This is a genomic window from Pseudomonas sp. ChxA (assembly GCF_030263855.1).
Taxonomy (GTDB): domain Bacteria; phylum Pseudomonadota; class Gammaproteobacteria; order Pseudomonadales; family Pseudomonadaceae; genus Aquipseudomonas; species Aquipseudomonas fluorescens_CB.
This window is the reverse complement of record NZ_JARPMK010000001.1, coordinates 360933-386272: the sequence shown is the minus strand read 5'-3', so window position 1 is coordinate 386272 and position 25340 is coordinate 360933. Positions and strand designations below refer to the sequence as shown.

Annotated in this window: 20 protein-coding genes; 5 read left to right on the top strand and 15 right to left on the bottom strand. The window is 59.6% G+C overall.

Going from position 1 to position 25340, the window contains the following annotated elements:
• Window positions 1–14: 14 nt before the first annotated feature.
• The 7 genes from P5706_RS01630 to hutC all read right to left on the bottom strand — a co-directional run bounded on the left by P5706_RS01630 (window position 15) and on the right by hutC (window position 7755).
• The gene (locus P5706_RS01630) at window positions 15–839 is read right to left on the bottom strand and encodes a quaternary amine ABC transporter ATP-binding protein (protein WP_200431682.1); all 825 of its coding nucleotides are present in this window, start codon (window positions 837–839) and stop codon (window positions 15–17) included.
• Window positions 836–1687, bottom strand: a complete 852-nt coding sequence (locus P5706_RS01625; RefSeq protein WP_138817237.1) for an ABC transporter permease — start codon at window positions 1685–1687, stop codon at window positions 836–838. The genes P5706_RS01630 and P5706_RS01625 overlap by 4 nt, the downstream gene beginning before the upstream one ends.
• 72 nt (window positions 1688–1759) lie before the next feature.
• Window positions 1760–2725, bottom strand: a complete 966-nt coding sequence (locus tag P5706_RS01620) for an ABC transporter substrate-binding protein (RefSeq protein WP_285678405.1) — start codon at window positions 2723–2725, stop codon at window positions 1760–1762.
• Between the two features lie 69 nt (window positions 2726–2794).
• The gene (locus P5706_RS01615) at window positions 2795–4240 is read right to left on the bottom strand and encodes a purine-cytosine permease family protein (RefSeq protein ID WP_285678404.1); all 1446 of its coding nucleotides are present in this window, start codon (window positions 4238–4240) and stop codon (window positions 2795–2797) included.
• A 159-nt stretch (window positions 4241–4399) separates the two neighbouring features.
• Complete coding sequence (gene hutU / locus P5706_RS01610) at window positions 4400–6103, bottom strand: urocanate hydratase (RefSeq protein WP_285678403.1); 1704 nt, start codon at window positions 6101–6103, stop codon at window positions 4400–4402.
• Between the two features lie 384 nt (window positions 6104–6487).
• Window positions 6488–7048 (bottom strand): HutD/Ves family protein, encoded by a 561-nt coding sequence (locus tag P5706_RS01605; RefSeq protein ID WP_285678402.1) that lies wholly within the window; start codon window positions 7046–7048, stop codon window positions 6488–6490.
• A complete protein-coding gene (hutC, locus tag P5706_RS01600; RefSeq protein ID WP_244657883.1) occupies window positions 7045–7755 on the bottom strand; it encodes a histidine utilization transcriptional repressor HutC in 711 nt (236 codons plus the stop codon). Before hutC ends, P5706_RS01605 begins: the two co-directional genes overlap by 4 nt.
• A 147-nt stretch (window positions 7756–7902) precedes the next feature.
• Between hutC and P5706_RS01595 the strand changes: the two genes are divergently transcribed.
• Window positions 7903–9267 (top strand): formimidoylglutamate deiminase, encoded by a 1365-nt coding sequence (locus P5706_RS01595; protein ID WP_285678401.1) that lies wholly within the window; start codon window positions 7903–7905, stop codon window positions 9265–9267.
• A gap of 160 nt (window positions 9268–9427) precedes the next feature.
• Here the strand turns inward: P5706_RS01595 and P5706_RS01590 are convergent, their stop codons facing one another.
• Both P5706_RS01590 and P5706_RS01585 read right to left on the bottom strand, forming a co-directional pair.
• Complete coding sequence (locus P5706_RS01590; RefSeq protein ID WP_017138620.1) at window positions 9428–9997, bottom strand: lipocalin family protein; 570 nt, start codon at window positions 9995–9997, stop codon at window positions 9428–9430.
• Window positions 9998–10027: 30 nt separating this feature from the next.
• On the bottom strand, window positions 10028–10282 hold the full coding sequence (locus tag P5706_RS01585) for a hypothetical protein (RefSeq protein ID WP_017849914.1): 255 nt from the start codon (window positions 10280–10282) through the stop codon (window positions 10028–10030).
• Between the two features lie 221 nt (window positions 10283–10503).
• Here P5706_RS01585 and P5706_RS01580 point away from each other — a divergent pair, with 221 nt between their 5' ends.
• Together P5706_RS01580 and P5706_RS01575 are read left to right on the top strand one after the other, a co-directional pair.
• The gene (locus P5706_RS01580) at window positions 10504–10776 is read left to right on the top strand and encodes a type II toxin-antitoxin system Phd/YefM family antitoxin (RefSeq protein WP_200433718.1); all 273 of its coding nucleotides are present in this window, start codon (window positions 10504–10506) and stop codon (window positions 10774–10776) included.
• On the top strand, window positions 10773–11096 hold the full coding sequence (locus P5706_RS01575) for a type II toxin-antitoxin system RelE/ParE family toxin (RefSeq protein ID WP_285678399.1): 324 nt from the start codon (window positions 10773–10775) through the stop codon (window positions 11094–11096). The genes P5706_RS01580 and P5706_RS01575 overlap by 4 nt, the downstream gene beginning before the upstream one ends.
• Window positions 11097–11153: 57 nt before the next feature.
• On the opposite strand, the gene P5706_RS01570 is transcribed toward P5706_RS01575, so the two are convergent.
• The 4 genes from P5706_RS01570 to P5706_RS01555 all read right to left on the bottom strand — a co-directional run bounded on the left by P5706_RS01570 (window position 11154) and on the right by P5706_RS01555 (window position 19315).
• Window positions 11154–12164 (bottom strand): class 1 fructose-bisphosphatase, encoded by a 1011-nt coding sequence (locus P5706_RS01570; protein WP_003237460.1) that lies wholly within the window; start codon window positions 12162–12164, stop codon window positions 11154–11156.
• A gap of 96 nt (window positions 12165–12260) precedes the next feature.
• Window positions 12261–13607: a DUF3999 domain-containing protein gene (locus P5706_RS01565; RefSeq protein WP_285678398.1), complete on the bottom strand. Its 1347-nt coding sequence runs from the start codon at window positions 13605–13607 to the stop codon at window positions 12261–12263.
• Window positions 13607–16672: a DUF2339 domain-containing protein gene (locus P5706_RS01560; RefSeq protein ID WP_285678397.1), complete on the bottom strand. Its 3066-nt coding sequence runs from the start codon at window positions 16670–16672 to the stop codon at window positions 13607–13609. The genes P5706_RS01565 and P5706_RS01560 overlap by 1 nt, the downstream gene beginning before the upstream one ends.
• Window positions 16673–16864: 192 nt before the next feature.
• A complete protein-coding gene (locus P5706_RS01555) occupies window positions 16865–19315 on the bottom strand; it encodes a glycogen/starch/alpha-glucan phosphorylase (protein WP_200433722.1) in 2451 nt (816 codons plus the stop codon).
• Window positions 19316–19551: 236 nt separating this feature from the next.
• Here P5706_RS01555 and P5706_RS01550 point away from each other — a divergent pair, with 236 nt between their 5' ends.
• Complete coding sequence (locus tag P5706_RS01550) at window positions 19552–19986, top strand: YkgJ family cysteine cluster protein (protein WP_016972268.1); 435 nt, start codon at window positions 19552–19554, stop codon at window positions 19984–19986.
• A 194-nt stretch (window positions 19987–20180) separates the two neighbouring features.
• Here the strand turns inward: P5706_RS01550 and typA are convergent, their stop codons facing one another.
• Both typA and thiI read right to left on the bottom strand, forming a co-directional pair.
• The gene (gene typA / locus P5706_RS01545; protein ID WP_053140412.1) at window positions 20181–22001 is read right to left on the bottom strand and encodes a translational GTPase TypA; all 1821 of its coding nucleotides are present in this window, start codon (window positions 21999–22001) and stop codon (window positions 20181–20183) included.
• A 139-nt stretch (window positions 22002–22140) separates the two neighbouring features.
• Window positions 22141–23595, bottom strand: coding sequence for a tRNA uracil 4-sulfurtransferase ThiI (gene thiI, locus P5706_RS01540; RefSeq protein WP_065930794.1), 1455 nt, complete (start codon window positions 23593–23595; stop codon window positions 22141–22143).
• Window positions 23596–23929: 334 nt separating this feature from the next.
• Between thiI and glnA the strand changes: the two genes are divergently transcribed.
• Entirely contained in the window at window positions 23930–25336 is a 1407-nt protein-coding gene (glnA, locus tag P5706_RS01535; RefSeq protein ID WP_110622433.1) for a glutamate--ammonia ligase, read from the top strand.
• The last annotated feature ends 4 nt before the right edge of the window (window positions 25337–25340 follow it).

The following is a 25340-nucleotide window of genomic DNA, read 5'->3' as shown; positions in this document are numbered from 1 at the left end:
CCACAAGATCCGGATCAGACCACCGCCGCCCGGCGCTGAACAAACCGGTCCACATACTCATCCGCCGGCGAATGCAGAATCTCGCGCGGCGTGCCGACCTGGATCAGCTTGCCGTCCTTGAGGATCGCAATGCGGTTGCCAATGCGCACCGCCTCGTCGAGGTCGTGAGTAATGAACACGATGGTTTTGTGCAGGGTCTTTTGCAGGTCCAGCAACTGGTCCTGCATCTCGGCGCGGATCAATGGGTCGAGGGCGCTGAAGGCTTCGTCCATCAAGATGATGTCGGTGTCGGCCGCCAAAGCGCGGGCCAGGCCAACACGCTGGCGCATGCCGCCGGAAAGCTGGTGCGGGTATTTGTTTTCGTAGCCCTTGAGGCCCACGGTTTCGATCCAGTGCAGCGCACGTTCGGCGCACACCTGCTTGGTTTCGCCGCGCACCTTGAGGCCGTAGGCGACGTTGTCGAGCACGCTCTTGTGAGGCAGCAGGCCGAAGCTCTGGAACACCATACTGATCTTGTGGCGACGGAATTGACGCAGGGCTTCCATGTCCAGTTGCAGAATGTCTTCGCCGTCCACCAGGATCGCGCCGCTGGTGGGGTCGATCAGGCGGTTGAAGTGGCGTACCAAGGTGGATTTGCCGGAACCGGACAGGCCCATGATCACGAAGATCTCGCCGGTGCCGATGCTCAGCGAGAGGTCGTTCACGCCGACCACGCAACCGGTCTCGGCCAGCACCTGGTCCTTGGTCTTGCCCTGGCCAACCATCGCCAGGGCTTCCTTGGAGCGGTTGCCGAAGATCTTGAAGACGTTTTTAACTTCAATTTTGCTGACAGTAGTCATTTGCTCGCCTCATGCCGTGGACGACCATAGGCCTGGGTAATGCGGTCGATGACCACTGCAAGAATCACAATCGCCAGCCCGGCTTCGAGGCCACGCCCAACGTTGAGGGTCTGGATGCCGACTAGCACGTCTTCACCCAAGCCACGCGCACCGATCATCGAGGCGATCACCACCATCGACAACGCCATCATGGTGGTCTGGTTGATACCCGCCATGATGCTCGGCAGCGCCAGCGGCAGTTGCACGCCAAACAGTTGCTGCCAGCGGTTGGCACCGAAGGCATTGATCGCTTCCATGACTTCGCCGTCGACCTGGCGAATGCCCAAGTCGGTGAGGCGAATCAGCGGCGGCGCGGCGTAGATCACCGTGGCGAAAATCGCCGGCACCTTGCCCAGGCCAAACAGCATCAGCACCGGAATCAGGTACACAAAGCTGGGCATGGTTTGCATGATGTCGAGCAGCGGCATCAGCACCGAACGCAAGCGATTGCTGCGCGCCGACAAAATGCCCAATGGAATACCGATCAGCACCGAGATCACCGTGGCGACCATCATCAGTGCCAGGGTTTGCATCAGCTTGTCCCACAGGCCAACCGCGCCCACCAGGAACAGCAGACCGACGATCACCGCCGTGGTCACCAACTTGCGGGTGGCATGCCAGGCAATACCGCCGACAATGGCCAGCATCAGCCACCAGGGCGCTGCGCGCAGCAAGCCTTCCAGGTTGACGATGGCCCATAACAGCGTGTCGGAGATGTGCCGGAACACATCACCGTAGTTGGTGACCAGTGAGTCCACCCAACCGTTGACCCAGTCGGCGATGGAAAACGTAAAACTCTCAGGAAACATATCGTGCTCTCGATCCAGTGGGTTGTGGCCGTGTGCCCGGCTAGCCCCTCAGGGTAGCCGGACACGCTTGACCTACAAGGCCGCGTCGATTTTCTTGGCTGCGTCGTCGCTCACCCATGCGTGCCAGACTTCAGGATGTTCCTTGAGGAAAATTTTCGCCAGTTTTGGCGACTCAATTCGCTCTTTGGCCATGCGACCGAGGTTCTGGTTAAGCAGATCGATCGGCAGGTTGACCTTCTCCAGCACCGCAACGAGTTCCGGCGCTTGTTCGTGGAAGGTCTTGGACAAGCCGACCTTGATGCTCACGCGTTTATCCACACCGGGTTTTTCTTCGAGCTTGACCAGATCGACCTGGCCCATCAGCGGAGTTGGCGACCAGTAGTAGAACAGGATCGGCTCGCCACGCTTGTAGCTCGACAGCACAGCGGCATCCAGCGCCGGGCCGGTGCCAGGGCGGAAGTTGGTGTAGGTGCTTTCCAGGCCGTAGCTTTTGAGCATCTCGCTGTTGTCCAGCTCACAGGTCCAGCCGGCCGGGCAGTTGTAGAAGCGGCCTTTGGATGGTTCTTCCTGGTCCTTGAACACCGAGGCGTATTTGGCCAGGTCGGCAATGTTTTTCAGGTCCGGCGCCTTGGGTTCCAACTTGCGCTTGGCGTCGCCCTCAATTACATAACGCGGCACGTACCAGCCTTCGACGGCACCCACAACGGGCGCGCCAACGCCAACGACTTTGCCGGCCTTCTCGGCCTTGTTCCAGACTTCGCTGCGGCCTACCCACTCTTCGGCGAAAACCTGGATGTCGTTGCTGCTCAGGGCGTTTTCCATGGTGATGGAGTTGCCCGGCAGGCTGTCGGTTTTACAGTCGTAGCCTTTTTCCAGCACGGTTTGCAGGATGTCGGTGAGCAACATGCCGCTTTCCCAGTTCAGCCCGGCGAACTTCACCGGCTTGCCGGATTCGCACCATCCCGCCGCCTCGGCGCCGGCAGAGGCCAGCAAGCCTGCAGATAACAAGGTGGCCAGCAGGGTTTTATTCATCTTCATTGTTGTGACGCTCCCAATCTTGAAATGGATTACGGCAGTCAGTAGGCGTCCTGCCCTGTCCACGTCCCATCAGGCCTGTGCAGCCAGCCCGTTTGTCGTTGGTGCAGCGCCCTGCTCTACCGGCAGGATCAGGTGTTCGGGAATTGCGCTGTGCCACTTTTTCGCGGCCCAGTAATAGAGTGCGGCAGGCACCACCAAACCGATGATCCAGGAGATATCGGTGTCGCCGAGGCTGGCGACCAGGGGCCCGGTGTAGAAATGCGTGGAGATAAACGGCATCTGGATCAGCACGCCGAACACATAGATGCTGATGCCCATCCAGTTCCAGCGGCCGTAGCGGCCATTGGGGTTGGACAGCGCGGGAATGTCATAGCGCTCTTTGGTGATGCAGTAGAAATCCACCAGGTTGATCGCGCTCCACGGTGTGAAGAACGCCAGCAGAAACAGGATGAACGCAGAGAAGTCCTTGAGGAACGAGTCCTTGCCCAGCAACGCCAGCGCGGCGGCAATCGACACCATCAGGAAGATGTACAGCAAGCGCACCGCACTCGAGATGTGCCGGCTGCCACGAAAGCCGCTGATGATGGTCGCGATGGACATGAAGCTGCCGTAAGCATTTAGCGTGGTCACCGTGACTTTGCCGAAGGCGATGCTGAAGTACAGCAGCGCCGCGACAATGCCGGTGCCGCCCAGGCCGACGATAAACGACACTTCATGGTGGGCGAACTGCGCACCGGCCAGGGCCGCTGCAAACACGCCGAAGACCATCGACGCCTGTGCCCCGATCACCGAACCCAGGCCCACGGCCCAGAAGGTTTTCTTGGCTTCGGTGCTACGTGGCAAGTAGCGCGAATAGTCCGCCACATACGGGCCGAACGCGATCTGCCAGGACGCCGACAACGAAATCGCCAGGAGGAAACTGCTGAGGGAAAAATGCTTGTTCCCCAGCAAGGCACCGACGTCGTTACCGGCCAGTAATTTGTAGAACAGGTAAATGAATGCAACCACGCCAAGCACGCTGGCGACGCGACCGATACCGTGGATCACGCGGTAGCCGAAAATGGTGAATACCATGATCAGCCCGGCGAACAGCACGATGCCCACCCAATCCTCAACGTGCAGCAACTGCGCCACTGCTTGCCCTGCCAGCAGCGAGCCGCTGGCCGAGAAGCCGATGTACATCAGGCACACCAGCACCAGCGGGATCACCGCGCCGTACACGCCAAACTGCAAGCGACTGCTGATCATTTGCGGCAAACCCAGCTGCGGGCCTTGCGCAGCATGCAACGCCATGACGCCGCCGCCCAGCAGTTGACCGATCAACAGACCGATCAACGACCAGAACACATCACCGCCCAGCACCACGGCCAAGGCCCCGGTGACAATTGCAGTAATTTGCAGGTTGGCACCCAACCACAGGGTGAACTGGCTCAATAGACGACCGTGTCTTTCCGCTTCCGGGATGTAGTCGATCGAACGCCTTTCGATCAACGGGGTGGTGTCATTTGCAGCCATGTTTTTCAACCTCTGATGGATTGTTCTGGGTGTGCAGATTGCGGGTTCTACTGTGGGAGCTGGCTTGCCTGCGATGGCATCCCCTCGGTTCTGCTGAGAGACCGAGTCGCCCGCATCGCAGGCAAGCCAGCTCCCACACAAGCCCGCTCCCACATTGAGTTATTTGATCATCGGCAGGTTCAGGCCCTGCTCCTTGGCGCAGTCGATGGCGATCTGGTAACCGGCATCGGCGTGACGCATCACACCCGTGGCGGGGTCGTTGTGCAGTACGCGGGCAATGCGCTCAGCCGCTTCGTCGGTGCCGTCGCAGACGATCACCATGCCCGAGTGCTGAGAGAAGCCCATGCCCACGCCGCCGCCGTGGTGCAGCGAAACCCAGGTCGCGCCGCTTGCGGTGTTAAGCAAGGCGTTAAGCAGTGGCCAGTCGGACACGGCGTCGGAGCCGTCCTGCATGGCTTCGGTTTCGCGGTTGGGGCTTGCGACCGAGCCGGAGTCGAGATGGTCACGGCCGATCACCACCGGCGCCGACAGCTCGCCGCTGCGTACCATTTCGTTGAACGCCAGGCCGAGCTTGGCGCGCTGGCCCAGGCCAACCCAGCAGATACGTGCCGGCAGGCCCTGGAAGCTGATGCGTTCGCGCGCCATGTCCAGCCAGTTGTGCAGGTGCGCGTCGTCCGGGATCAGCTCTTTGACTTTGGCGTCGGTCTTGTAGATGTCTTGCGGGTCGCCGGACAGCGCAGCCCAGCGGAACGGGCCGATGCCACGGCAGAACAGTGGGCGGATGTAGGCCGGCACGAAGCCTGGGAAGTCAAACGCGTTTTCCACGCCTTCTTCCTGGGCCATCTGGCGGATGTTGTTACCGTAGTCGAAGGTTGGAATGCCTTGTTGCTGGAATTCCAGCATGGCTTTGACGTGCACGGCCATCGACTGCTTGGCCGCCTTGATTACGGCAGCCGGTTCGGTCTTGGCGCGGGCGCGGTATTCGTCCCAGGTCCAGCCGGCCGGCAGGTAGCCGTTGAGTGGGTCGTGGGCGCTGGTCTGGTCGGTGACCATGTCCGGGCGCACGCCGCGCTTGATCAGTTCCGGCAGGATTTCGGCCGCGTTGCCCAGCAAGGCGATGGAGATGGCCTTGCCTTCTTTGGTGTATTTGGCGATGCGGGCCAGGGCGTCATCGAGGTCGGTAGCTTGCTCGTCGACATAGCGGCTGGCCAGGCGGAAATCGATGCTGACCTGCTGGCACTCAATGTTCAGCGAGCAGGCGCCAGCCAGGGTTGCAGCCAACGGCTGAGCGCCGCCCATGCCGCCGAGGCCGGCGGTGAGGACCCAGCGGCCGGTGAGGTCGCTGTTGTAATGCTGGCGGCCGGCTTCGACGAAGGTTTCGTAGGTGCCCTGCACGATGCCCTGGCTGCCGATGTAGATCCAGCTGCCGGCGGTCATCTGGCCGTACATGGCCAGGCCCTTGGCATCCAGTTCGTTGAAGTGCTCCCAACTGGCCCAGTGCGGCACCAGGTTGGAGTTGGCGATCAGCACGCGCGGGGCGTTGCTGTGGGTCTTGAACACGCCGACCGGCTTGCCGGATTGCACCAGCAGGGTCTCGTCGTCATTCAGGTTGGTGAGGCTCTCAACGATCTGGTCGTAGCACTCCCAGTTGCGCGCCGCACGGCCGATACCGCCGTACACCACCAATTCTTTCGGGTTCTCGGCCACTTGCGGGTCGAGGTTGTTCATCAGCATGCGCAGCGGTGCTTCAGTCAGCCAGCTTTTGGCGGTGAGCTTGTTACCGCGGGCGGCACGGATTTCGACGTCACGGTATTTTGTAGGCTTAGCTTTCGAAAAATCGGTCACAGCTGGACTCCTCGGCATGGTGCGCGAACATTGATGGTGCGAAGGAGAGTCTTACGCACACATCTTTACTTGTATGTACAAGCATATGCAATCAAGCGGCCAACTTGGTGAGGGAGCGGGTGAGATTTTTTTGGGAGGCGTGTGAAAGCCTCGGAAATTAAGGCTTGCAGGCCTGGTTAAATTTCTTACAGAGGGAGTTTGCGGACGGGGGAATTGTTCTTCACCACCTGGCATTGCGCCAAGCTGGGGCGTTCGGTAACAAATTGGTGCGCGGCTGGAAACAGCTCTTATGAACAATGAAAAGCAAATGTGGGAGCTGGCTTGCCTGCGATAGCGGTGTGTCAACATCAGATGAGCTGACTGACTCACCGCCATCGCAGGCAAGCCAGCTCCCACAGTTTTTTAACCGCGTGCGGTCAGTTCGATAATGCAGCTGCGGCCGGTGACGGAAATATCCAGCAAGCCAGTGTTACCGTCGATTTGCAGGCAATCGTGATGGCCGAGCTTTTCACCCAGCACCTTCACCTCATCCGCCACGCTGAACACCAACACCGTGTGCGCCGTGCTGAAAAACCGCTGCACGCCATCCACCCACTGCAACCGTGCGTGGTAACGCTCAGGCGAATAAATCAGGTTGAAATCGCGGATCGGCCCGGTGATCAGGCGGCAGGACACTTGGCTGTCACCCTTGAAGGCGAACGGCTGCAGCGGTAACAACCCGCGTTGTTCCTCGCCGTCTACGGTCAGCACCATACCCGCGCCTTTGATCACGGTGATCACGCGCTGGTAGCCGGCAAAGGTAGAAAACCCGCCTGACTCGGCAATATCGGCAATCGACAAGCGCCAGCCAAAGCCATCCAGACCAGTGCCTGCGTCACGGGTAATTTCTTCGGTGCTGCCACCGCCGTTTTTCCACGGCATGCGAATGTAATCGCTGGCGCGCCAGACTTTCACTGCACTCATTTACTGAAACGTCCTTCCAGGCTATGACGGGAACCGGGGTGGATCAAACGCGCGGCGGTGACCGGCTGGCGGCCGGACCAGGTGCGGCGGCGAATCAACAGGCACGGCTCGCTCGGCTCGATCTGCAACAGCTTGCACTCGGCGGCGTCGGCGAGGATGGCTTCAACCACATGCTCGCCCTCGGTCAGTGGCGCGACCTGGTTGAGGTAGGCGTACGGCGTTTGCTGGGTGAAATCCTGCTGCAAGTATTCCGGCGCAACCAGGGCGTTGACGAAGCGGTCTTCGATTTGCACAGGTATGTCGTTTTCGAAATGCACGATCAACGAGTGGAACACCCGCCCGCCTTCACGCATTTCCAGGGCCACGGCGCGCTCGGAGCCGGCGGCCTCTTCGCCCAAGTGAATAACCTGGCAGGTATGCCGATGACCGCGAGAGGCGATCTCATCGGCAATGTTGTGTACTTCAAACAGCGCCGACTGGCTCTTGGGCTCGGCAACGAAGGTACCGACGCCTTGCATGCGCACCAGCAAACCTTCGGCGGTCAGTTCACGCAAGGCGCGGTTGATGGTCATGCGACTGAAACCAAGCTGGTTGACCAGTTCACTCTCCGACGGCACACGGTAATGCGGCGGCCAGTTGCCGTTGAGGATCTGCTGGCTGATCATCTGTTTGACGCGGGCATACAAGGGCGCCGGACTTTCGTCCATGTGGGCAGCCAGCGAAGACTTGGCAGGCGGAGTCGGCACAGGGAATCCTTGCAGGGGGAAAAGATGCATAGATTGCCGGAGTTTACCGAGCAGGCAAACGTCTGTATATGTATATACAAATAAACACACGACCGGGGTGCCTTGATCATGTCCGCTTTCTTTGCCGAACGCGCGCTGCTGCCTAATGGATGGGCCAACGATGTACGCTTTGAAGTCAGCGCCGATGGTGTGCTGACCCACGTTGAGCCCAATGCCAGCGCAGACCACGCCGAACGGCTCAGAGGCCCGGTTCTGGCGGGCATGCCCAACCTGCATTCCCATGCGTTCCAACGTGCGATGGCCGGTTTGGCCGAAGTGGCCGGCAACCCGAATGACAGTTTCTGGACCTGGCGCGACCTGATGTACCGCATGGTCGGCAAGATCAACCCGGAACAACTGCAGGTCATCGCCCGCCAGCTGTATATAGAAATGCTCAAGGCCGGTTACACCTCGGTGGCCGAGTTTCATTACGTGCACCACGACGTCAGCGGCCAGGCGTATGCCGATCGCACGGAGCTGTCGCGGCAGATCAGCCAGGCGGCCGCCAGCAGCGGTATCGGCCTGACGCTGCTACCGGTGCTCTACACCCATTCAGGCTTTGGTGGCCAGGCGCCGAATGAAGGCCAGCGGCGCTTTATCAACAGCACCGAGCATTACCTGGACCTGCAAGCGCGCCTGAAGCCCATTCTGGCCGCGCAGCCAGCGCAGCAACTGGGCCTGTGCTTCCACTCGTTGCGTGCCGTCACACCCGAACAGATCAACGCTGTGTTGGCCGCCAGCGATAAAGCATGCCCGGTGCATATCCACATCGCCGAGCAGCAAAAGGAAGTCGACGACTGCCTGGCCTGGAGCGGCAAGCGCCCGCTGCAATGGCTGTATGACAATGTTGAAGTGGATGAGCGTTGGTGCCTGGTACACGCCACCCATGCTGACGCCGATGAAGTCACGCGCATGGCCAAGAGCCGGGCAATCGCCGGTTTGTGCCTGACCACCGAAGCCAACCTGGGTGACGGAATTTTCCCGGCGGTGGATTTCCTCGCTCAAGGCGGGCGCATGGGTATCGGTTCCGACAGCCATGTGTCACTGAGCGTGGTGGAGGAATTGCGTTGGCTCGAATATGGCCAGCGCCTGCGCGACCAGCGGCGCAACCGTCTGTATCGCAGTGATCAGCCAATGGTTGGCCGCACCCTGTTTGATGCCGCGCTCGACGGCGGCGCCCAAGCGTTGGGGCAGCCGATTGGTCGGCTGGAAGTTGGCAAGCGGGCAGATTGGATTGTGCTGGATGGCAATGACCCGTACCTGGCGACGGCGACCGAGGATGGCATTCTCAATCGCTGGCTGTTCGCCGGAGGTGATCGCCAAGTGCGCGATGTGCTGGTCAACGGCAAGTGGGTGGTGCGCGATGGGCATCATGCCGGCGAAGAAGAAAGCAGCCGGGCGTTCACCCACGTTCTGAGGAATCTACTCGGCTAAAAAACAATGCAAAACAAATGTGGGAGCTGGCTTGCCTGCGATAGCATCACCTGGGTGTAACGGATACACCGAGGTGTCTGCATCGCAGGCAAGCCAGCTCCCACACAAGCCAGCTCCCCATTCAAGCCAGCCCCCACATTGGGTTGAGGGTGACCTCAGGTTACTGCGAAGTCTTCGCCATCTGCTTGTCCGACGTGCGGAAGATCAATCGCGTGGTGTCATACCCTTGCTGGCGCGCCCTGCTCAGCAGGTCTTCGCGGGTGTCGGCACTCACCGTCGGCGTGCGCGACAAGATCCACATATAACGCCGGCTCGGGCTACCGACGATGGCGGTCTTGTAGTCATCACTCACGTACAGCACCCAGTAATCACCCTTGGCAACGCCCGGCAACAGCGCGGTGAACCAGTTATTGAATTCCACCCAAAGCTTGTCGGTCTTGCCCGGCACTTGCGGCGTGGCCGTGCCCTTGGCTTCTTCCCACTTCCACTCTGTGGTCAAGCAGCGGTTAAACACCGACATGTCGCCATCCGGCAACAGGGTGTAACGGGCTTCGGACTGCGCGCAGTTACGCTGGAAGTACATCGGCAATCGGGCCAACTCATACCAGGTGCCCTGGTAACGCTTGAGGTTGACGTTGCTCGCGGTCTTGGGTTGCAGATCATCGCCAGAATGGCTGGCGCAGCCCGCCAAAAACAGACTGGCGCAAAGGAACAAAACAAAACGCATCATTCTTCTTCTCCCGCAGGCTCGCGCCCCGGTTTACTTCAGGCCTTGCCCGGAAAACATCAGAACTTTGTCACCGGCGTACTGCACGCTGATAAAGCTGTTTTTATCGCCCCACGTGCAGCTGGACATACCCAACGCACCGGAACAATCGGTCGGCTTACCCAGCAGCGACTCCACCTCGGCCTTGGCCATGCCAGCCGACAGCTTCGCGTAATTTTCTTGATTGACCTTACTGCACGCGGCTAACAGCACACAAAAAGCCAGCAAGGCGAGACGGCGTAAAGACATGGAAAAGCTCCTGGAGAGACAAAGCAGCTGGGGTATCTGCCAGAAGCTTAGAAGGGAAAAGGGGTGTCTGGTTCCCGATGGGGGGTGGTATTTCTTTTTTCTGCGCAGCGGTCCTTTTCAGCGCCTTTTCGAACGTAAAACCTCAACCTTTCATCAGTCCAGCGCTACGACAAGACCAAATAAAGACTAATATCGGTCCAACTTCGAGCAAGGGCTTACCCGTGAAATTCTCATCCCAGATAAAACCGATCAGCTACCTGAAAAGCCATACGGCCGAGATTGTCAAAACCCTCACAGAGAGCCGTGAACCGCTGGTTATCACTCAAAACGGTGAGGCCAAGCTGGTGGTGATGGACGTAAAGAGCTTTGAAGAACAGGCGGAAACCATGGCCTTATTAAAGCTCTTGGCTCTGGGTAATCGTCAGATTGAATCAGGTCGGTTTGAGGATATGGAGGACGTATTCGCAGAGCTGGACAAGGACGACGCTCAATGACGTTCAGGGTTGTGATTCTTCACTCAGCAAAGAAGGACCTTAAAGACATCAAGTCATACCTCATTCGACAATTCTCTGCTTCAACCTGGCAAACGACCTTTGAAGCGCTGAAACAAGCTATGCGCCGCCTCGAAACTCAGCCTTATGCAGGCTCGATACCGGAAGAAATCGAGCGGCTGACTATGAGCCAGTATCGCCAAGTGGTGAGTGGCATGAACCGGATCATCTACGAAATCCGTGAACAAACCATCTATGTCCACATCATCGCCGACACTCGAAAAAACTTGCAGGCACTGCTGCTGAAAAACCTTATCCAGTAAACAAAAAAGCCCCGAAACGCTGTAAGCATTTCGGGGCTTTTTGATCACCACAAATTTTTACTTCTTGTGATAAGCCGTCACACGCTCAACTTCTTCCTTCGAGCCCAGGAACACTGCCACACGCTGGTGCAGGCCTTCCGGCTGGATGTCGAGGATGCGCTGGTGGCCGTCGGTGGACGCGCCGCCTGCTTGCTCAACCAGGAACGACATCGGGTTGGCTTCGTACATCAAGCGCAGCTTGCCCGGCTTGGAAGGTTCGCGGCTGTCACGTGGGTACATGAACAGGCCACCACGGGTCAGGATGCGGTGTACGTCAGCCACCATCGCAGCAACCCAGCGCATGTTGAAGTTCTTCTTCAACGGGCCTTCTTCGCCGGCCATCAACTCGCCCACGTAGCGGGTCACAGGCTCTTCCCAGTGGCGCTGGTTGGACATGTTGATCGCAAATTCCTGGGTGGAAGCAGGAATGGTGATGTCTTCGTGGGTCAATACGAAACTGCCCATTTCGCGATCCAGGGTGAAGCCTTTAACGCCATCGCCCAGGGTCAGCACCAGCATGGTCTGCGGGCCGTAGATGGCGTAGCCGGCAGCAACCTGCTCGGTGCCTGGCTGCAGGAAGGCCTTTTCGTTCAAGGCTTCGTTCTGGCTCAGGTATTCGTTCGGGCAGCGCAGTACCGAGAAGATGGTGCCGACCGGTGCGTTGATGTCGATGTTGGACGAGCCGTCCAGTGGGTCGAACACCAGCAGGTACGCGCCTTTCGGGTATTTGCCCGGGATCTGGTAGGCGTTGTCCATTTCTTCGGACGCCATGCCGGCCAGGTGGCCGCCCCATTCGTTGGCTTCGAGCAGGATCTCGTTGGAAATCACGTCGAGCTTCTTCTGCACTTCACCTTGGACGTTTTCAGTGCCCATGCTGCCCAGAACACCACCCAGTGCGCCTTTGGACACGGCGTGGCTGATTTCCTTGCAAGCACGCGCCACCACTTCGATAAGGAAGCGCAGATCGGCAGGCGTGTTGTTGCTGCGGGTCTGCTCGATCAAATAGCGACTCAGGGTAACGCGGGACATGGAAGGCTCCGGAAAATGGGGGGCTTAAAAACCCGCGCAGTTTAACGCGAGTCGAGGGTTATTTCCTCTAATCAGAGGATTTAACCCCAATAGAGTTCACGGTTTGACCTGGGGCTTGCGCAACAGACTGTAGGCCATCGCCCCCAGCGCTGCCACACCGAGCAGCAGCACCGCCCACAGGCCAAGCTTCTTCCAGTGCGTACTCGCTTGGGGCGAAGCGGCAATCGCAGGCGATTTGACCATCACCTCACCTGCGACCGTGGCCTGCCCCAAGGTCTTGATACGCTCGGCGCTGTAGTCGGGAATCAGCGTCGACAGCGGCAAGTTCGCGGCCTTTATCGATGGGTTGCCCAACGCCAGGGTAAACGGCGGCTCACCGCGCGCCAGGAACACCAACTGGGTGGCGCGCACAGCAAAACGCAATGCCGGCGCGTCCACGCCCAAGCCGCCGCCGCGCTCGTCCACTTGCAACTTGAGTTCGCCTACGGCCACGCCTGGCAATTGCAACTCATCCTGCACCACGTCCTGGCCATTCTGGGCCAGGCGATACAACACACCATTGCTCAACGGCTGCCAGGCCTGATTGGCTTCGCGCCGCCCCGCCAACGTCACGGGCGCCAGCGTGTTGGGCTGCTTGAGCTCGACGCGCAAGCGCTCCACATGCAGCCCTGTTGGCAGCTGCCAGCTGTATTCACCGGCCTTGAGCCGCGTGCCCGACAGCGGTTGCGACCACACCAACGGCAGCGGCAAGCTGCTGCGGGTCGCGCTGATCAGTTTGGCCGACGTCAACTGCGGCGCCGCCTGCCCTTGCCACACCAGGCGCAGATAACGCGCCGATTGCCCGGGCAAGCTCACGTCATGCTGCTCGACACGCTCGTCGGCAAACGACAACCGCGCAACTTGCCCGTCGCCCCATGCCTGCCAGTGCTGCAAGTCATCGCTGGCTTCAATGCTGAAACGCTGGAAACCGTCCTGCTCGCGGCTCCAGTCCAGGCTCAACTGCTGCAACGGCGCCTTGATCGAACTGGCGTCCAGCACCCAGCCACGCAACACTTGCGCGCCGGTCTTGGGCGGCAGCACTTGCAGCAAGGTGCCTTCGGCGGTGGCCTTCATCACCACATCCGGCACGCTGTCACGGGTGTCGGAAGCGTACAGCGGGAACCACTTCACATCCGTTACGTCGCGGCTTTCGGTGCGCTGCGCAGACTGGCGCGACAGCGCATACGCCTGTGGTTCACCGGCGGCATTAAATACCCGCACATCACTCAGGTCAGCCTGGCGCGCAGCCAATTGCACGCTCAGCGGCAGCTCCAGGCGATACCAGGGGCCATTGCCGCTCACGGCCAGCGGTGCGTGCGTGGTGAAGTCGGCCGGACCTTCCTGCGCGTACACCGCCGAACACACCAGCCATACCGCCAACCCGCTCAGACTCAGCTTGCCCATCAAGAAGACGCTCCCTCGGTTGCAGTCACAGGTTCGGCGCGCTTGGGCGGCAGCGGCGCAAAATAGCCCACCACCAGCAACAACCCGCCCACGCCGATAAACGACACGATCCGCGCCAGACCGCCACGGTTGCTCAGTTCGACAAAGAACAACTTGGCGACCACCACGGCGATCAGCGCTGCGCCGATCAGCCACACTTCGCGTCTATTGCTCAGGTGGCCGCCGATCATCAGGCTTAGGGCGATAAGGGTCCAGACAATCGACAGGCTGGCTTGCACCAACATCGATTCCAGCAACGTATCCAGGTCAAATGGCACACCGCCCCAATGATGGGCGGTGCGCATCACCAAGGCGGTAAAAAAGGTAAACAGCGAAACACCCACGACCCCTTGGGCAAGCCGCTCAGCTTGCGGCGCCACAGTGCGCGACCACACGTAAATACCCAGCAGCGCGAACAGCAGCCCCAGGTCCAACGGGTTGAGCAGCGGTATATATGGCAACGGCTCGGCCGTACCGTCGCTGAACGTATTGGCCAGCCAGAACCATGCGAGCATCAATACCGCCAACGGCAGCGCCGCCAGCACGCGGTATTCACGCGGGTATGCCGACACCGGCCACGGCCAACTGCGCGGTGAAGCCGCCAGCACCAGATACAGGCTTGGCAAGATCGACCAGCCCAACCAGCGCCAGGCGTTGTAGTGATCCGAGAGCAACAGCAGGCCGTAACGCAGCTCCAGCGCCAGCACGCCGATCAACAGCCAGCAACCCAACACATGGGCGATGCTCAAGGGACGCGGCTCGACGAGTTGCGCCAAGCGTCGCAGCGACACGCCATGTACGACAAATACCGCGACCCAGGCCAACGCGGCAAAATTTGCCGCGGGGTGGTAGTACTCATTCCATGCGCCCGCCAACACGAGACCGGCAACCGGCATCAGCAACGTGCACGCCGCGCCCAACGCCGCCCATCGCAGCCGCAGCGCCAGCACGGTCCAGAGCGCTACGCTCAACGCAGCCGCCAACAGCAACAGCGTGGCGTGCAAGGCCACAGGCGCCGAGCGCAACACTTCATCGGCCAGGGCCAGCGCCCACCAGGCCACGCCCCAGGCCAACAGCACATGCGACAGGTGCCCACGTGGCAAGCGCCAGGCGCTGGTCAGGGCGGCGACGGCCATGATCAATGGCGTCCACACATTGGCCACCGGGTCGAGCACAAACAGCATGCCGGCAAGCAGTTGCACCGCAACACCGCAGCGCACAACCGCTTTGGACTCGATCAATCGCCCCGCCCAAACCGTCGCAAGGCCAGCCAGCGCCCAACTGATAACGCTGCCCTGTGTCGATAGCAACAACGCCGGCAGCAGGTACGCACACGCCAGGCCAAGGGCGGCGAGCCACGGCGCACCTTGGCGCTCCCAATTTCGGCTGTGCTCCGGCAGCGATTTATGCACTTGGTAAAAGGTAAACAGCAGCGCAACGCCGAGCAACAACGCCCCCAGTGGCAGCCCTTGCAACAAGGTGCCCGTGCCACTGCGCAGCTCGCTGAGGAAGATCAGCGTCGATCCCAGCTGAAGCAACAGGGCGAACGCCCGCGCCAGGGTTTTATGCTGGCGCATGCCCAACCAGAAGATCCCCGCGCCCTCAACCGCCCACGCAGCCGCCGTCCAGCGCGCATCAAGGCCCAACGGAATCGCCAGGCTGGCAAAGATCACCCCTAGCGCCAGGCATGTTTCGGCCAGTAGCAAAGTGCGTCCACCCTGCAGCAGTCGCGCCAGAACCATATAGATAATGCCCAGGCCCAGTGCACTGAACGCGGCGGCGAACTCCATATGCTGCACCAGCGCAAACTGCAAACCGAAGCCCACCAGCGGCGGACCGAACAGCAGGCTGCCGTCGACATAATCGCCCTTGGCCGCCGACCAGCGCAGCAGCGCGTCACGCTCTTGAGGTGCGTCGCCCAACGCCTGCAATTTACGCCGGGCATACAGCAGGCCGATGGCCAGGTACATCAGGAAAAACAGGATCAGGAACGGCTCGGTACTCCACAACAATTCCGGCGTGTAAGCGCGCATGCCCCAAGCGAAACCAATGCCGAAGGTGCCGAAAAACCCGATCAGGTTGAGCACGCGCCAGGCCTTGAACCAGGCGATGGCGAGAATGCCGGCATTGAGCAGGGCGAAATAACTGAACAGCGCCACATGGTTACCGGCGCCGGTGGAAGCAAGGATAGGCGCAGCAAAACCACCCAACGCCGCCGCGCAGGCAAGGCCCAGAGCGTCCTGGGTGATTGCCAGGATCGCCGAGAACACCGTGATCACCACCAACAAGGCAAACGCGGCGCCTGGGTCAATCAGTGGGTGCAGGCGCATCGCGGCGAACACCGTCAGGTACAACACGGCAATCCCGGTGCCTTGCAGCATCAGCCCGTAATTGCTGTTGCGCAGCCGCAGCCACCAGCCCAGGCCCAGCAAGGCGATGGCGGCGCCAGCAACCCCGGCGTAACGCAGTTCGATCGGCACCACCACGCCTTCGGTGGCATAGCGCAGCAAAAACGCCAGCCCCAGAAACAACAGCACCACGCCAACGCGCAGCACGGTATTGCCGCCGAACAGCCAATCGCGGGCGCCGCGGATGGCGCGCTCGATCAGGTTGGGGCCAGGCGGGGTGACGGGTTGTTGAGGGCGCGGTGTGGCAACCCACACATCATCCGGCAGCGGCTGGCTCGGTTCGGCAACCATGGCGACAGGTGCCAGTTCGGCAGGCAGCTCCCAGACCAGCTCGGGCGGCTTGGTGACAGGTGTGGGTTCGGGGATGGGCGGTTCGACGGTCGCGCTGCTGGTCGGCGTAGGCACTTCCAATTGCCGCAGGCGATCGCCCAGGGCAATCAACGCCTTCTGCGTGGTTTCCAACTGACGCGCTTGCTGGTCCGCCTGGGCCGACAGCCTGGCCAGGCAAATCGCCTGGCCAATGCCCAAGCCCAGCAATGCACCGATGCCGGCGTCGGAGAACGACTCATCGAGCGCCCAGCCGAGCACCAGGCCAATCAGCATGAAGATCCATTGCATGGTCGATATCCCTAAGCGAACCGAGCCTTAGTATATCGACGCCAAGCTAATGTTGGAGATGCTTTATGTGGCGAGGGAGCTTGCTCCCGCTTGGGTGCGCAGCGCCCGCAATAGCCGCGGCTGCTACGCAACCGAGCGGGAGCAAGCTCCCTCGCCACAACAAGCCCGCTCCCACATGGGGTCTTGCGGTGTTTAGTCGAGGGCTTTCCAGATCTCGGTGGCGTATTCGCGGATGGTGCGGTCCGAGCTGAACCAGCCCATGCGCGCCGTATTGAGCACCGCCGAGCGCCACCAGGCCTTGGAATCGTGCCAATGCGCTTCAACCCGCGCCTGGGCGTCCCAGTAAGCGTCAAAGTCAGCGCACACCAGAAAGCGGTCGTAGTCGATCAACCCGTCGATCAAGCCTACATAACGGCCCGGATCATCCGGCGAGAACACCCCGCCACGGATCGCTTGCAGCACATCGTTAAGGCGATGGGAGGCGGCAATATCCGGCCCGGCGTTGAACTCACCGGCGTGCTTACGCGCTTCCACCTGCTGGGCGCTGAGACCGAAGATGAACATATGCTCGGCGCCCACACGCTCGTGCATCTCCACGTTGGCGCCGTCCATGGTGCCGATGGTCAGTGCGCCGTTGAGGCCGAATTTCATGTTGCTGGTGCCTGAAGCTTCAAAACCGGCGGTGGAAATCTGCTCCGACAAGTCCGCCGCCGGGATGATGCTTTCCGCCAGGCTGACGTTGTAGTTGGGCAGGAACACCACCTTGAGCAAACCGCGCACGGTCGGGTCGTTGTTCACGGTGCGGGCGATGTCGTTGGTCAATTTGATGATCAACTTGGCCTGGTGATAACTCGCAGCCGCCTTGCCCGCAAAGATCTTCACGCGCGGCACCCAGTCTGTGCCCGGCTCGGCACGAATGGCCTGGTACAGCGCCACGGTGTGCAGCAGGTTGAGCAACTGGCGTTTGTATTCGTGGATGCGCTTGACCTGCACGTCGAACATCGCCGCCGGGTTCACCGAAATGCCCAGGCGCTCGTGGATGATCTCGGCCAGCGCGCGCTTGCTGTGCAGGCGCTGCTCGGCGAAGGCTTTGCGGAATGCCTGTTTCTCGGCGAAGGTTTCCAACTCCGTCAGGCGCGTTTCCATGGTGTCGAGAATGTCCGGGCCCAGCGCTTCCACCAGCATCTCGGTGAGCTTGGGGTTGGCCTGGTACAACCAACGGCGGAAGGTAATGCCGTTGGTTTTGTTGTTGATGCGCTCCGGGTACAGCTTGTGCATCTCGGAGAACACCGTGCTGCGCATCAACTGGGTGTGCAGCCCGGAAACGCCGTTAACGCTATGGGAGCCAAGGAACGCCAGGTTACCCATGCGCACACGGCGGCCGTTGTCTTCTTCGATCAGCGACACAGCACGCAACACGTCAAAGTCGTGGATGCCCTTGGCGCGCAGCGAATCAATGTGCTGGGCGTTGATCAGGTAGATGATCTGCATGTGCCGAGGCAGCATGCGTTCCATCAAGCCGACAGGCCAAGTTTCCAATGCCTCGGGCAACAAGGTGTGGTTGGTGTAGGAAAGGGTTTCAACCGTTACATCCCACGCGGCTTCCCACGGGATGTCGTGCAGGTCGACCAGTTGGCGCATCAACTCGGCCACGGCGATGGACGGGTGGGTGTCGTTGAGCTGAATCGCGGCGTGTTCGCCCAGGCTCAGTACCGAGCCGTGCATGTTTTTGTGGCGGCGCAGCAAGTCTTGCAGCGAGGCCGAAACGAAGAAGTATTCCTGGCGCAGACGCAGTTCCTGCCCTGCTTCGGTGCTGTCGGCCGGGTAAAGCACTCGGGAGATGCTTTCGGCGCGGGCCACTTCGGCGACGGCGCCCAAGTGGTCACCGGCGTTGAAGCGCTCCAGGTGCAGGTCTTCCACGGCGCGGGCGCGCCACAGGCGCAGGGTGTTCACACTGGCACCGCGCCAGCCGACCACTGGGGTGTCGTAAGCTACTGCGCGGACTGTTTCATTAGGCGTCCACACCTGAATCATCTTGCCGGAGGCATCCGCCAGGGTTTCGACGCTGCCGCCAAAGCCGATCGGGTAGATCACTTCGGCGCGCTCGAATTCCCACGGGTTGCCGAAGTCCAGCCAGCGCTCGGTCTGCTCTTGCTGCCAGCCGTCGACGATTGCCTGACGGAATAGACCGTGCTCATAGCGAATGCCATAACCGTGGCCGGCAATGCCCAAGGTCGACATGCTTTCCATAAAGCACGCCGCCAGGCGGCCCAGGCCACCGTTGCCGAGCGCCGCGTCGGGCTCCAGCAGGCGGATGCGCTCCAGGTCCACGCCCAGTTCGGACAGGGCTTCGCGGGCAATCTCCAACACGCCCAGGTTGCTCAGGCTGTCGTAAAGCAAACGGCCGATCAGGAATTCCAGCGAGAGGTAATACACCCGCTTCTGGCCTTTGCGGTAGATGCGCCGCGTGTGGTTCATCCAGTGGTCGACCATCTGGTCGCGGGCGGCCAGGGCAATGGCTTCGAACCAGTCGTGGTCGAAGGCGTGATCCGGGTCCTTGCCCACCGCGTAGGTGAGTTTGGTCAAGACAGCATCGCGGAATGCGGCTACCTCTGCTTCTCGTGCAAGCGGTTCCTGAGACATCGGTGCGACCTCGGGCGAGATTGAAGGAGTTGCTAGAGCCTAGTCGGTCTGACAGACGGTAGACGTGCTGGTTCGGCAGTTTTTTAACTCATTCACCATTGAGGGAAATTGATGCAGGGGCCGTGCCTGCTTTCTCCTCCTGCACCGTTGGAGATGAAATCTGCAAAATATTGTTCAAAAAACCACCAATCCCGGTATGATCGCGCGCCCGGATACAGCCCCACCTTGGAACCCTGATGAAGCCTCAACTGATCGCCGCCGCGGAACTCGACCGTCTCGAGACCTGGCAGAAATATTCCGCCCACATGTGCGGCGGCTGCGTGTCCAGCTGCTGCACGCTGCCGGTCGAGGTGAAGATCAAGGACCTTATCCGCATTGGCATCGTCGATGAGTTCGAGCGCGGCGACCCGCCGAAGAACATCGCCAAGCGTTTGCAGAAGGAAGGCATCGTCGAGCGCTTCAATTCCAAGTCGGAAATTTTTACCCTGCAGCGCATGAGCAACAACGACTGCCTGTACCTGGATCGTAAGACGCGCTTCTGCACTATTTATGACAAGCGCCCGGATACTTGCCGCAACCACCCGAAAATCGGGCCGCGGCCGGGGTATTGCGCGTATAAGCCCAAAGAAGTGGTGCGCGAGACCAAGTTCCGGACCCTCGACAAGTTCTGATCCGGATTTTGTAGTGCCCTCAAGGGCCTCATCGCAGGCAAGCCAGCTCCCACATTTGAATGTATTCACAGATCCAAAATGTGGGAGCCGGGCTTGCCCGCGATGAGGCCGGCACAGTCACCACAAAAACTGCAGGCATAAAAAAACGCCCCCGGCCTTTCGACCGGGGGCGTTTTCATTCAGCCTGAGTTAACTCAGTTCTTGGCTTTCTTGGCAGCGCGGGTACGCTCGCCTTCGTCCAGGATCTTCTTACGCAGGCGGATCGACTTAGGCGTAACTTCGCACAGCTCGTCGTCCTGGATGAATTCCAGGGCCTGTTCCAGGGTGAAGCGAACAGGTGGGACCAGAGCGATGGTTTCGTCTTTGCCCGAAGCACGCATGTTGTCGAGCTTCTTGCCTTTGGTTGGGTTAACGCCCATGTCGTTGTCACGGCTGTTCAGACCAACGATCTGACCGTTGTAGATCTCTTGACCGTGTTCAACGAACAGCTTGCCACGCGCCTGCAGAGTTTCCAGGGAGTAGGTCAGCGCCTTGCCGGTTTCTACCGATACCAGAACACCGTTCTGACGGCCGGACATGTCGCCGGACTTCATGGTGTCGTAGCGATCGAAGATCGAGGTCAGGATGCCAGCACCGTTGGTCAGGGTCAGGAACTGGTTACGGAAACCGATCAGACCACGAGCAGGGATGTTGTATTCCAGACGTACACGGCCTTTGCCATCCGGCACCATGTTGGTCAGGTCGCCCTTACGCAGGCCCATCTCTTCCATGACCTTGCCCTGGGATTCTTCAGGGGTGTCGATGGTGACGTTTTCGAACGGTTCCTGCTTCACGCCGTCAACAGTACGGATGATCACTTCTGGACGACCAACGCCCATTTCGAAGCCTTCGCGACGCATGGTTTCGATCAGTACCGAGAGGTGCAGCTCACCACGGCCGGAAACCTTGAACTTGTCAGCCGAGTCGCCTTCTTCAACGCGCAGAGCAACGTTGTACAGCAGCTCTTTGTCCAGACGTTCCTTGATGTTACGGGAAGTCACGAACTTGCCTTCTTTACCGCAGAAAGGCGAGTCGTTTACCTGGAAGGTCATGGAAACGGTTGGCTCGTCAACGGTCAGAGGCTTCATCGCCTCGACGGTGTCCGGCTGGCACAGGGTGTCGGAGATGAACAGCGAGTCCATACCGCTCACGCAAACGATGTCGCCAGCGAAAGCTTCTTCAACGTCGATACGGTGCAGACCGTGGTGACCCATCAGCTTCAGGATACGGCCGTTACGCTTCTTGCCGTCGGCGCCGATGGCGACAACCGGGGTGTTCGGCTTGACGCTACCACGAGCGATACGGCCAACGCCGATAACACCCAGGAAGCTGTTGTAGTCCAGTGCCGAGATTTGCATCTGGAACGGGCCTTCACGGTCAACCTTCGGTGGTGGAACGTGGTCAACGATTGCCTGGTACAGCGGGGTCATGTCTTCCGCCATGGCGGTGTGTTCCAGACCGGCAATACCGTTCAGGGCCGAAGCGTAGATGACTTGGAAGTCCAGCTGTTCTTCGGTAGCACCCAGGTTGTCGAACAGGTCGAAAATCTGGTCCAGAACCCAGTCCGGACGCGCGCCTGGACGGTCAACCTTGTTGATGCACACGATCGGACGCAGGCCGGCTTCGAAAGCCTTCTTGGTCACGAAACGGGTTTGCGGCATAGGGCCGTCTTGAGCGTCAACCAGCAGCAGAACGGAGTCAACCATCGACATTACGCGTTCTACTTCGCCGCCGAAGTCGGCGTGGCCCGGGGTATCCACGATGTTGATGTGGTAGCCGTTCCAGTTGATAGCGGTGTTTTTAGCCAGGATGGTAATACCGCGCTCTTTTTCCTGGTCGTTGGAGTCCATCACGCGCTCGTCGTTGAGCTCGTTGCGCTCCAGGGTGCCGGATTGACGCAGGAGTTTGTCTACCAGGGTGGTTTTACCATGGTCAACGTGAGCAATGATGGCGATGTTACGTAGATTTTCGATCACTTGTGTATCTCGATCAGAGGATTCGGTGTGCTGACAGGTCGTGGCAGCGATTAACAGTAGAGTCAGGCCTTGCCGTTACAGCTTGACGGCAGAGTCGGGGGGCCGGTGACGCAGGCCACAGGCAAACAGCCCCGGGCTCTTAGCTCGGTCGATAAACGCGCACATTGGCATACCCCTCACTGAGCAAATGGTGGGCATGCAGGCGACTCATCACGCCTTTGTCGCAATACAGCAGGTACTGACGGCTGTTATCCAGTTCCTTGAAACGCGCGTTCAATGCGTAGAACGGCAGCGCTTGCACGTCGATGCCAGCGATTTCCAGCGGCTCATCCTCGGCGGCATCCGGGTGACGGATGTCGACGACGATCTGGCCGGCCAGGGCTTCGCTGACTTCTTCGATTTGCACATCCTGGCCCAATTCATCGATGACACGATCGATCGGGACCAGTTTGGCGTTCTCAAGCGCACGCTCAAGAATCGCCATATCAAACTGTTGTTCTTCATACTCCACGCGGTTGCGCTTGGCGTGGGTCTTGGGGTTCACCGAAATGACCCCGCAATATTCAGGCATGTGCTTGGCAAAGTCGGCCGTGCCGATTTCTTCTGCCAGGTCAATGATGTCCTGCTTATGGCTGGCGATCAGCGGGCGCAAGACCAGCTTCTCGGTGACGCAATCAATCAGCGACAGGTTGGGCAGCGTCTGGCTGGACACCTGGGAGATCGCTTCACCGGTCACCAACGCGTCGATCTGCAACTGATCGGCGATTCGGGACGCAGCGCGCAACATCATACGCTTCAATACCACGCCCATATGACTGTTATCGACTTTGCCGAGAATTTCGCCCAGCACTTCCTCGAACGGCACGCTTACAAATAGCACGCGTTGGGAGCTGCCGTACTTCTTCCAGATAAAGTGCGCGACTTCCATCACGCCCAATTCGTGTGCACGCCCGCCCAGGTTAAAGAAGCAGAAGTGGCTCATCAGGCCGCGGCGCATGATCTGGTAGGCCGCCACCGTGGAATCGAAACCGCCGGACATGAGTACCAGGGTCTGTTCCAGTGCGCCCAGCGGGTAGCCGCCGATGCTGTTGTGCTGGCTGTGGATCACAAACAACCGTTGGTCGCGAATTTCCATGCGCACTTCAATTTGCGGCGCTTTAAGGGAAATTCCGGCGGCGCCGCACTCGCGACGCAGCTTGCTGCCGACGTATTTCTCTACATCCATGGAGCTGAAGGTGTGCTTGCCGGCACGCTTGCAGCGCACCGAAAAGATCTTGCCTTCCAGCGACTCGCCGTAGTGCTGTTTGCACTTTTCGGTGATGTCGTCGAAGTCGCCCAACGGGTATTCATCCACCTGCAGGAAATGCGCGATGCCCGGCATGCAGCTCAGGCGCTCGGTCATGTCCTTCAAGGCTTTGGCGTCGGTAATGCGGGTTTCCAGCTCGAGGTTGTCCCACACGCCATTCACCACCACAGCCGGGTCCAGGTCGCGGAGCACGGCACGGATGTTCTTGGCCAACTGACGGATGAAACGCGTCCGTACCGGTCGGCTTTTGATGGTGATCTCGGGGAAGACTTTTACGATTAATTTCATGGAAACAGCGCGCGCCGGGCCTGCTGAAAAAGGGGGGCGCGGATTATAGCGGAAATCGCTCAAGGTTTAACCAGTTAATATGCATCACAGGCGCAACGCACCAAAACGGGTCATTTGCGCAAATTAACGCTACATTGCAGTGCGTTATTTATTCCGCTTCAGCGGATTGCACCGTTATAGGGGCCATTTTGAAGCAAAAAGGCCATGTTGGCGCACTGGCATGCAATTTGCTCTCTTGTGAGGCAGGTTGCCTTGGTCGAGTATTCGCGCCGGCATCACCCACATTCTAAGGGCTAACTCCACTACCCCAGCCCGAAGCCACCCGGAGGACACCATGTCGAAGTCGGTTCAACTCATCAAAGATCATGACGTTAAATGGATTGATCTGCGCTTCACGGACACTAAAGGTACTCAGCACCACGTGACCATGCCGGCTCGCGACGCGCTGGATGATGCTTTCTTCGAAGAAGGCAAAATGTTCGACGGTTCCTCCATTGCCGGTTGGAAAGGCATCGAAGCTTCCGACATGATCCTGATGCCGGACGACAGCACTGCCGTACTCGACCCGTTCACCGAAGACCCAACTCTGATCATCGTCTGCGACGTGATCGAGCCTTCGACCATGCAAGGCTACGACCGCGACCCACGTGCGATCGCCAAGCGTGCCGAGGAATACCTGAAGTCGACCGGTATCGGCGACACCGTATTCGTAGGCCCGGAGCCAGAATTCTTCATCTTTGATTCGGTCAAGTTCAAGTCCGACATCTCCGGCTCCATGTTCAAAATCTTCTCCGAACAAGGTTCGTGGATGTCCGACCAGGACATCGAAGGCGGCAACAAAGGCCACCGTCCAGGCGTCAAAGGTGGTTACTTCCCAGTTCCGCCGTTCGACCACGACCACGAAATCCGTACCTCCATGTGCAACGCCATGGAAGAAATGGGCCTGGTCATCGAAGTTCACCACCACGAAGTGGCGACTGCCGGCCAGAACGAAATCGGCGTGAAGTTCAACACCCTGGTAGCCAAGGCTGACGAAGTTCAGACCCTGAAGTACTGCGTACACAACGTGGCTGATGCCTACGGCCGTACCGCTACCTTCATGCCTAAGCCACTGTACGGCGATAACGGTTCGGGTATGCACGTTCACCTGTCCATCGCCAAAGATGGCAAGAACACCTTCGCTGGCGAAGGTTATGCCGGCCTGTCCGACACTGCCCTGTACTTCATCGGCGGTATCATCAAGCACGGTAAGGCCCTGAACGGCTTCACCAACCCGTCGACCAACTCCTACAAGCGTCTGGTCCCAGGTTTCGAAGCACCGGTAATGCTGGCCTACTCGGCACGTAACCGTTCCGCTTCGATCCGTATTCCTTACGTGTCCAGCCCTCGCGCTCGCCGTATCGAAGCTCGCTTCCCGGACCCGGCAGCCAACCCATACCTGGCCTTCGCTGCGCTGGTAATGGCTGGCCTGGACGGTATCCAGAACAAGATCCACCCAGGCGACGCCGCCGACAAAAACTTGTACGACCTGCCGCCTGAAGAGGCCAAAGAGATCCCACAAGTGTGCGGCAGCCTGAAAGAAGCCCTGGAAGAGCTGGACAAGGGCCGTGCGTTCCTGACCAAAGGCGGCGTATTCAGCGACGACTTCATCGATGCCTACATCGAGCTGAAAAGCGAAGAAGAAATCAAAGTACGCACCTTCGTACACCCACTGGAATACGAGCTGTACTACAGCTGCTGATCCG

Coding starts and splice junctions, on each gene's coding strand:
- P5706_RS01565 (WP_285678398.1), bottom strand. CDS start 13,607: ATGGGCAAGCTGAGTCTGAGCGGGTTGGCGGTATGGCTGGTGTGTTCG.
- P5706_RS01585 (WP_017849914.1), bottom strand. CDS start 10,282: ATGTCTTTACGCCGTCTCGCCTTGCTGGCTTTTTGTGTGCTGTTAGCC.
- P5706_RS01625 (WP_138817237.1), bottom strand. CDS start 1,687: ATGTTTCCTGAGAGTTTTACGTTTTCCATCGCCGACTGGGTCAACGGT.
- P5706_RS01615 (WP_285678404.1), bottom strand. CDS start 4,240: ATGGCTGCAAATGACACCACCCCGTTGATCGAAAGGCGTTCGATCGAC.
- thiI (WP_065930794.1), bottom strand. CDS start 23,595: ATGAAATTAATCGTAAAAGTCTTCCCCGAGATCACCATCAAAAGCCGA.
- P5706_RS01555 (WP_200433722.1), bottom strand. CDS start 19,315: ATGTCTCAGGAACCGCTTGCACGAGAAGCAGAGGTAGCCGCATTCCGC.
- P5706_RS01595 (WP_285678401.1), top strand. CDS start 7,903: ATGTCCGCTTTCTTTGCCGAACGCGCGCTGCTGCCTAATGGATGGGCC.
- P5706_RS01550 (WP_016972268.1), top strand. CDS start 19,552: ATGAAGCCTCAACTGATCGCCGCCGCGGAACTCGACCGTCTCGAGACC.
- glnA (WP_110622433.1), top strand. CDS start 23,930: ATGTCGAAGTCGGTTCAACTCATCAAAGATCATGACGTTAAATGGATT.
- P5706_RS01575 (WP_285678399.1), top strand. CDS start 10,773: ATGACGTTCAGGGTTGTGATTCTTCACTCAGCAAAGAAGGACCTTAAA.
- hutC (WP_244657883.1), bottom strand. CDS start 7,755: ATGGACGAAAGTCCGGCGCCCTTGTATGCCCGCGTCAAACAGATGATC.
- P5706_RS01570 (WP_003237460.1), bottom strand. CDS start 12,164: ATGTCCCGCGTTACCCTGAGTCGCTATTTGATCGAGCAGACCCGCAGC.
- P5706_RS01590 (WP_017138620.1), bottom strand. CDS start 9,997: ATGATGCGTTTTGTTTTGTTCCTTTGCGCCAGTCTGTTTTTGGCGGGC.
- P5706_RS01560 (WP_285678397.1), bottom strand. CDS start 16,672: ATGCAATGGATCTTCATGCTGATTGGCCTGGTGCTCGGCTGGGCGCTC.
- hutU (WP_285678403.1), bottom strand. CDS start 6,103: ATGCCGAGGAGTCCAGCTGTGACCGATTTTTCGAAAGCTAAGCCTACA.
- P5706_RS01605 (WP_285678402.1), bottom strand. CDS start 7,048: ATGAGTGCAGTGAAAGTCTGGCGCGCCAGCGATTACATTCGCATGCCG.
- P5706_RS01620 (WP_285678405.1), bottom strand. CDS start 2,725: ATGAAGATGAATAAAACCCTGCTGGCCACCTTGTTATCTGCAGGCTTG.
- P5706_RS01630 (WP_200431682.1), bottom strand. CDS start 839: ATGACTACTGTCAGCAAAATTGAAGTTAAAAACGTCTTCAAGATCTTC.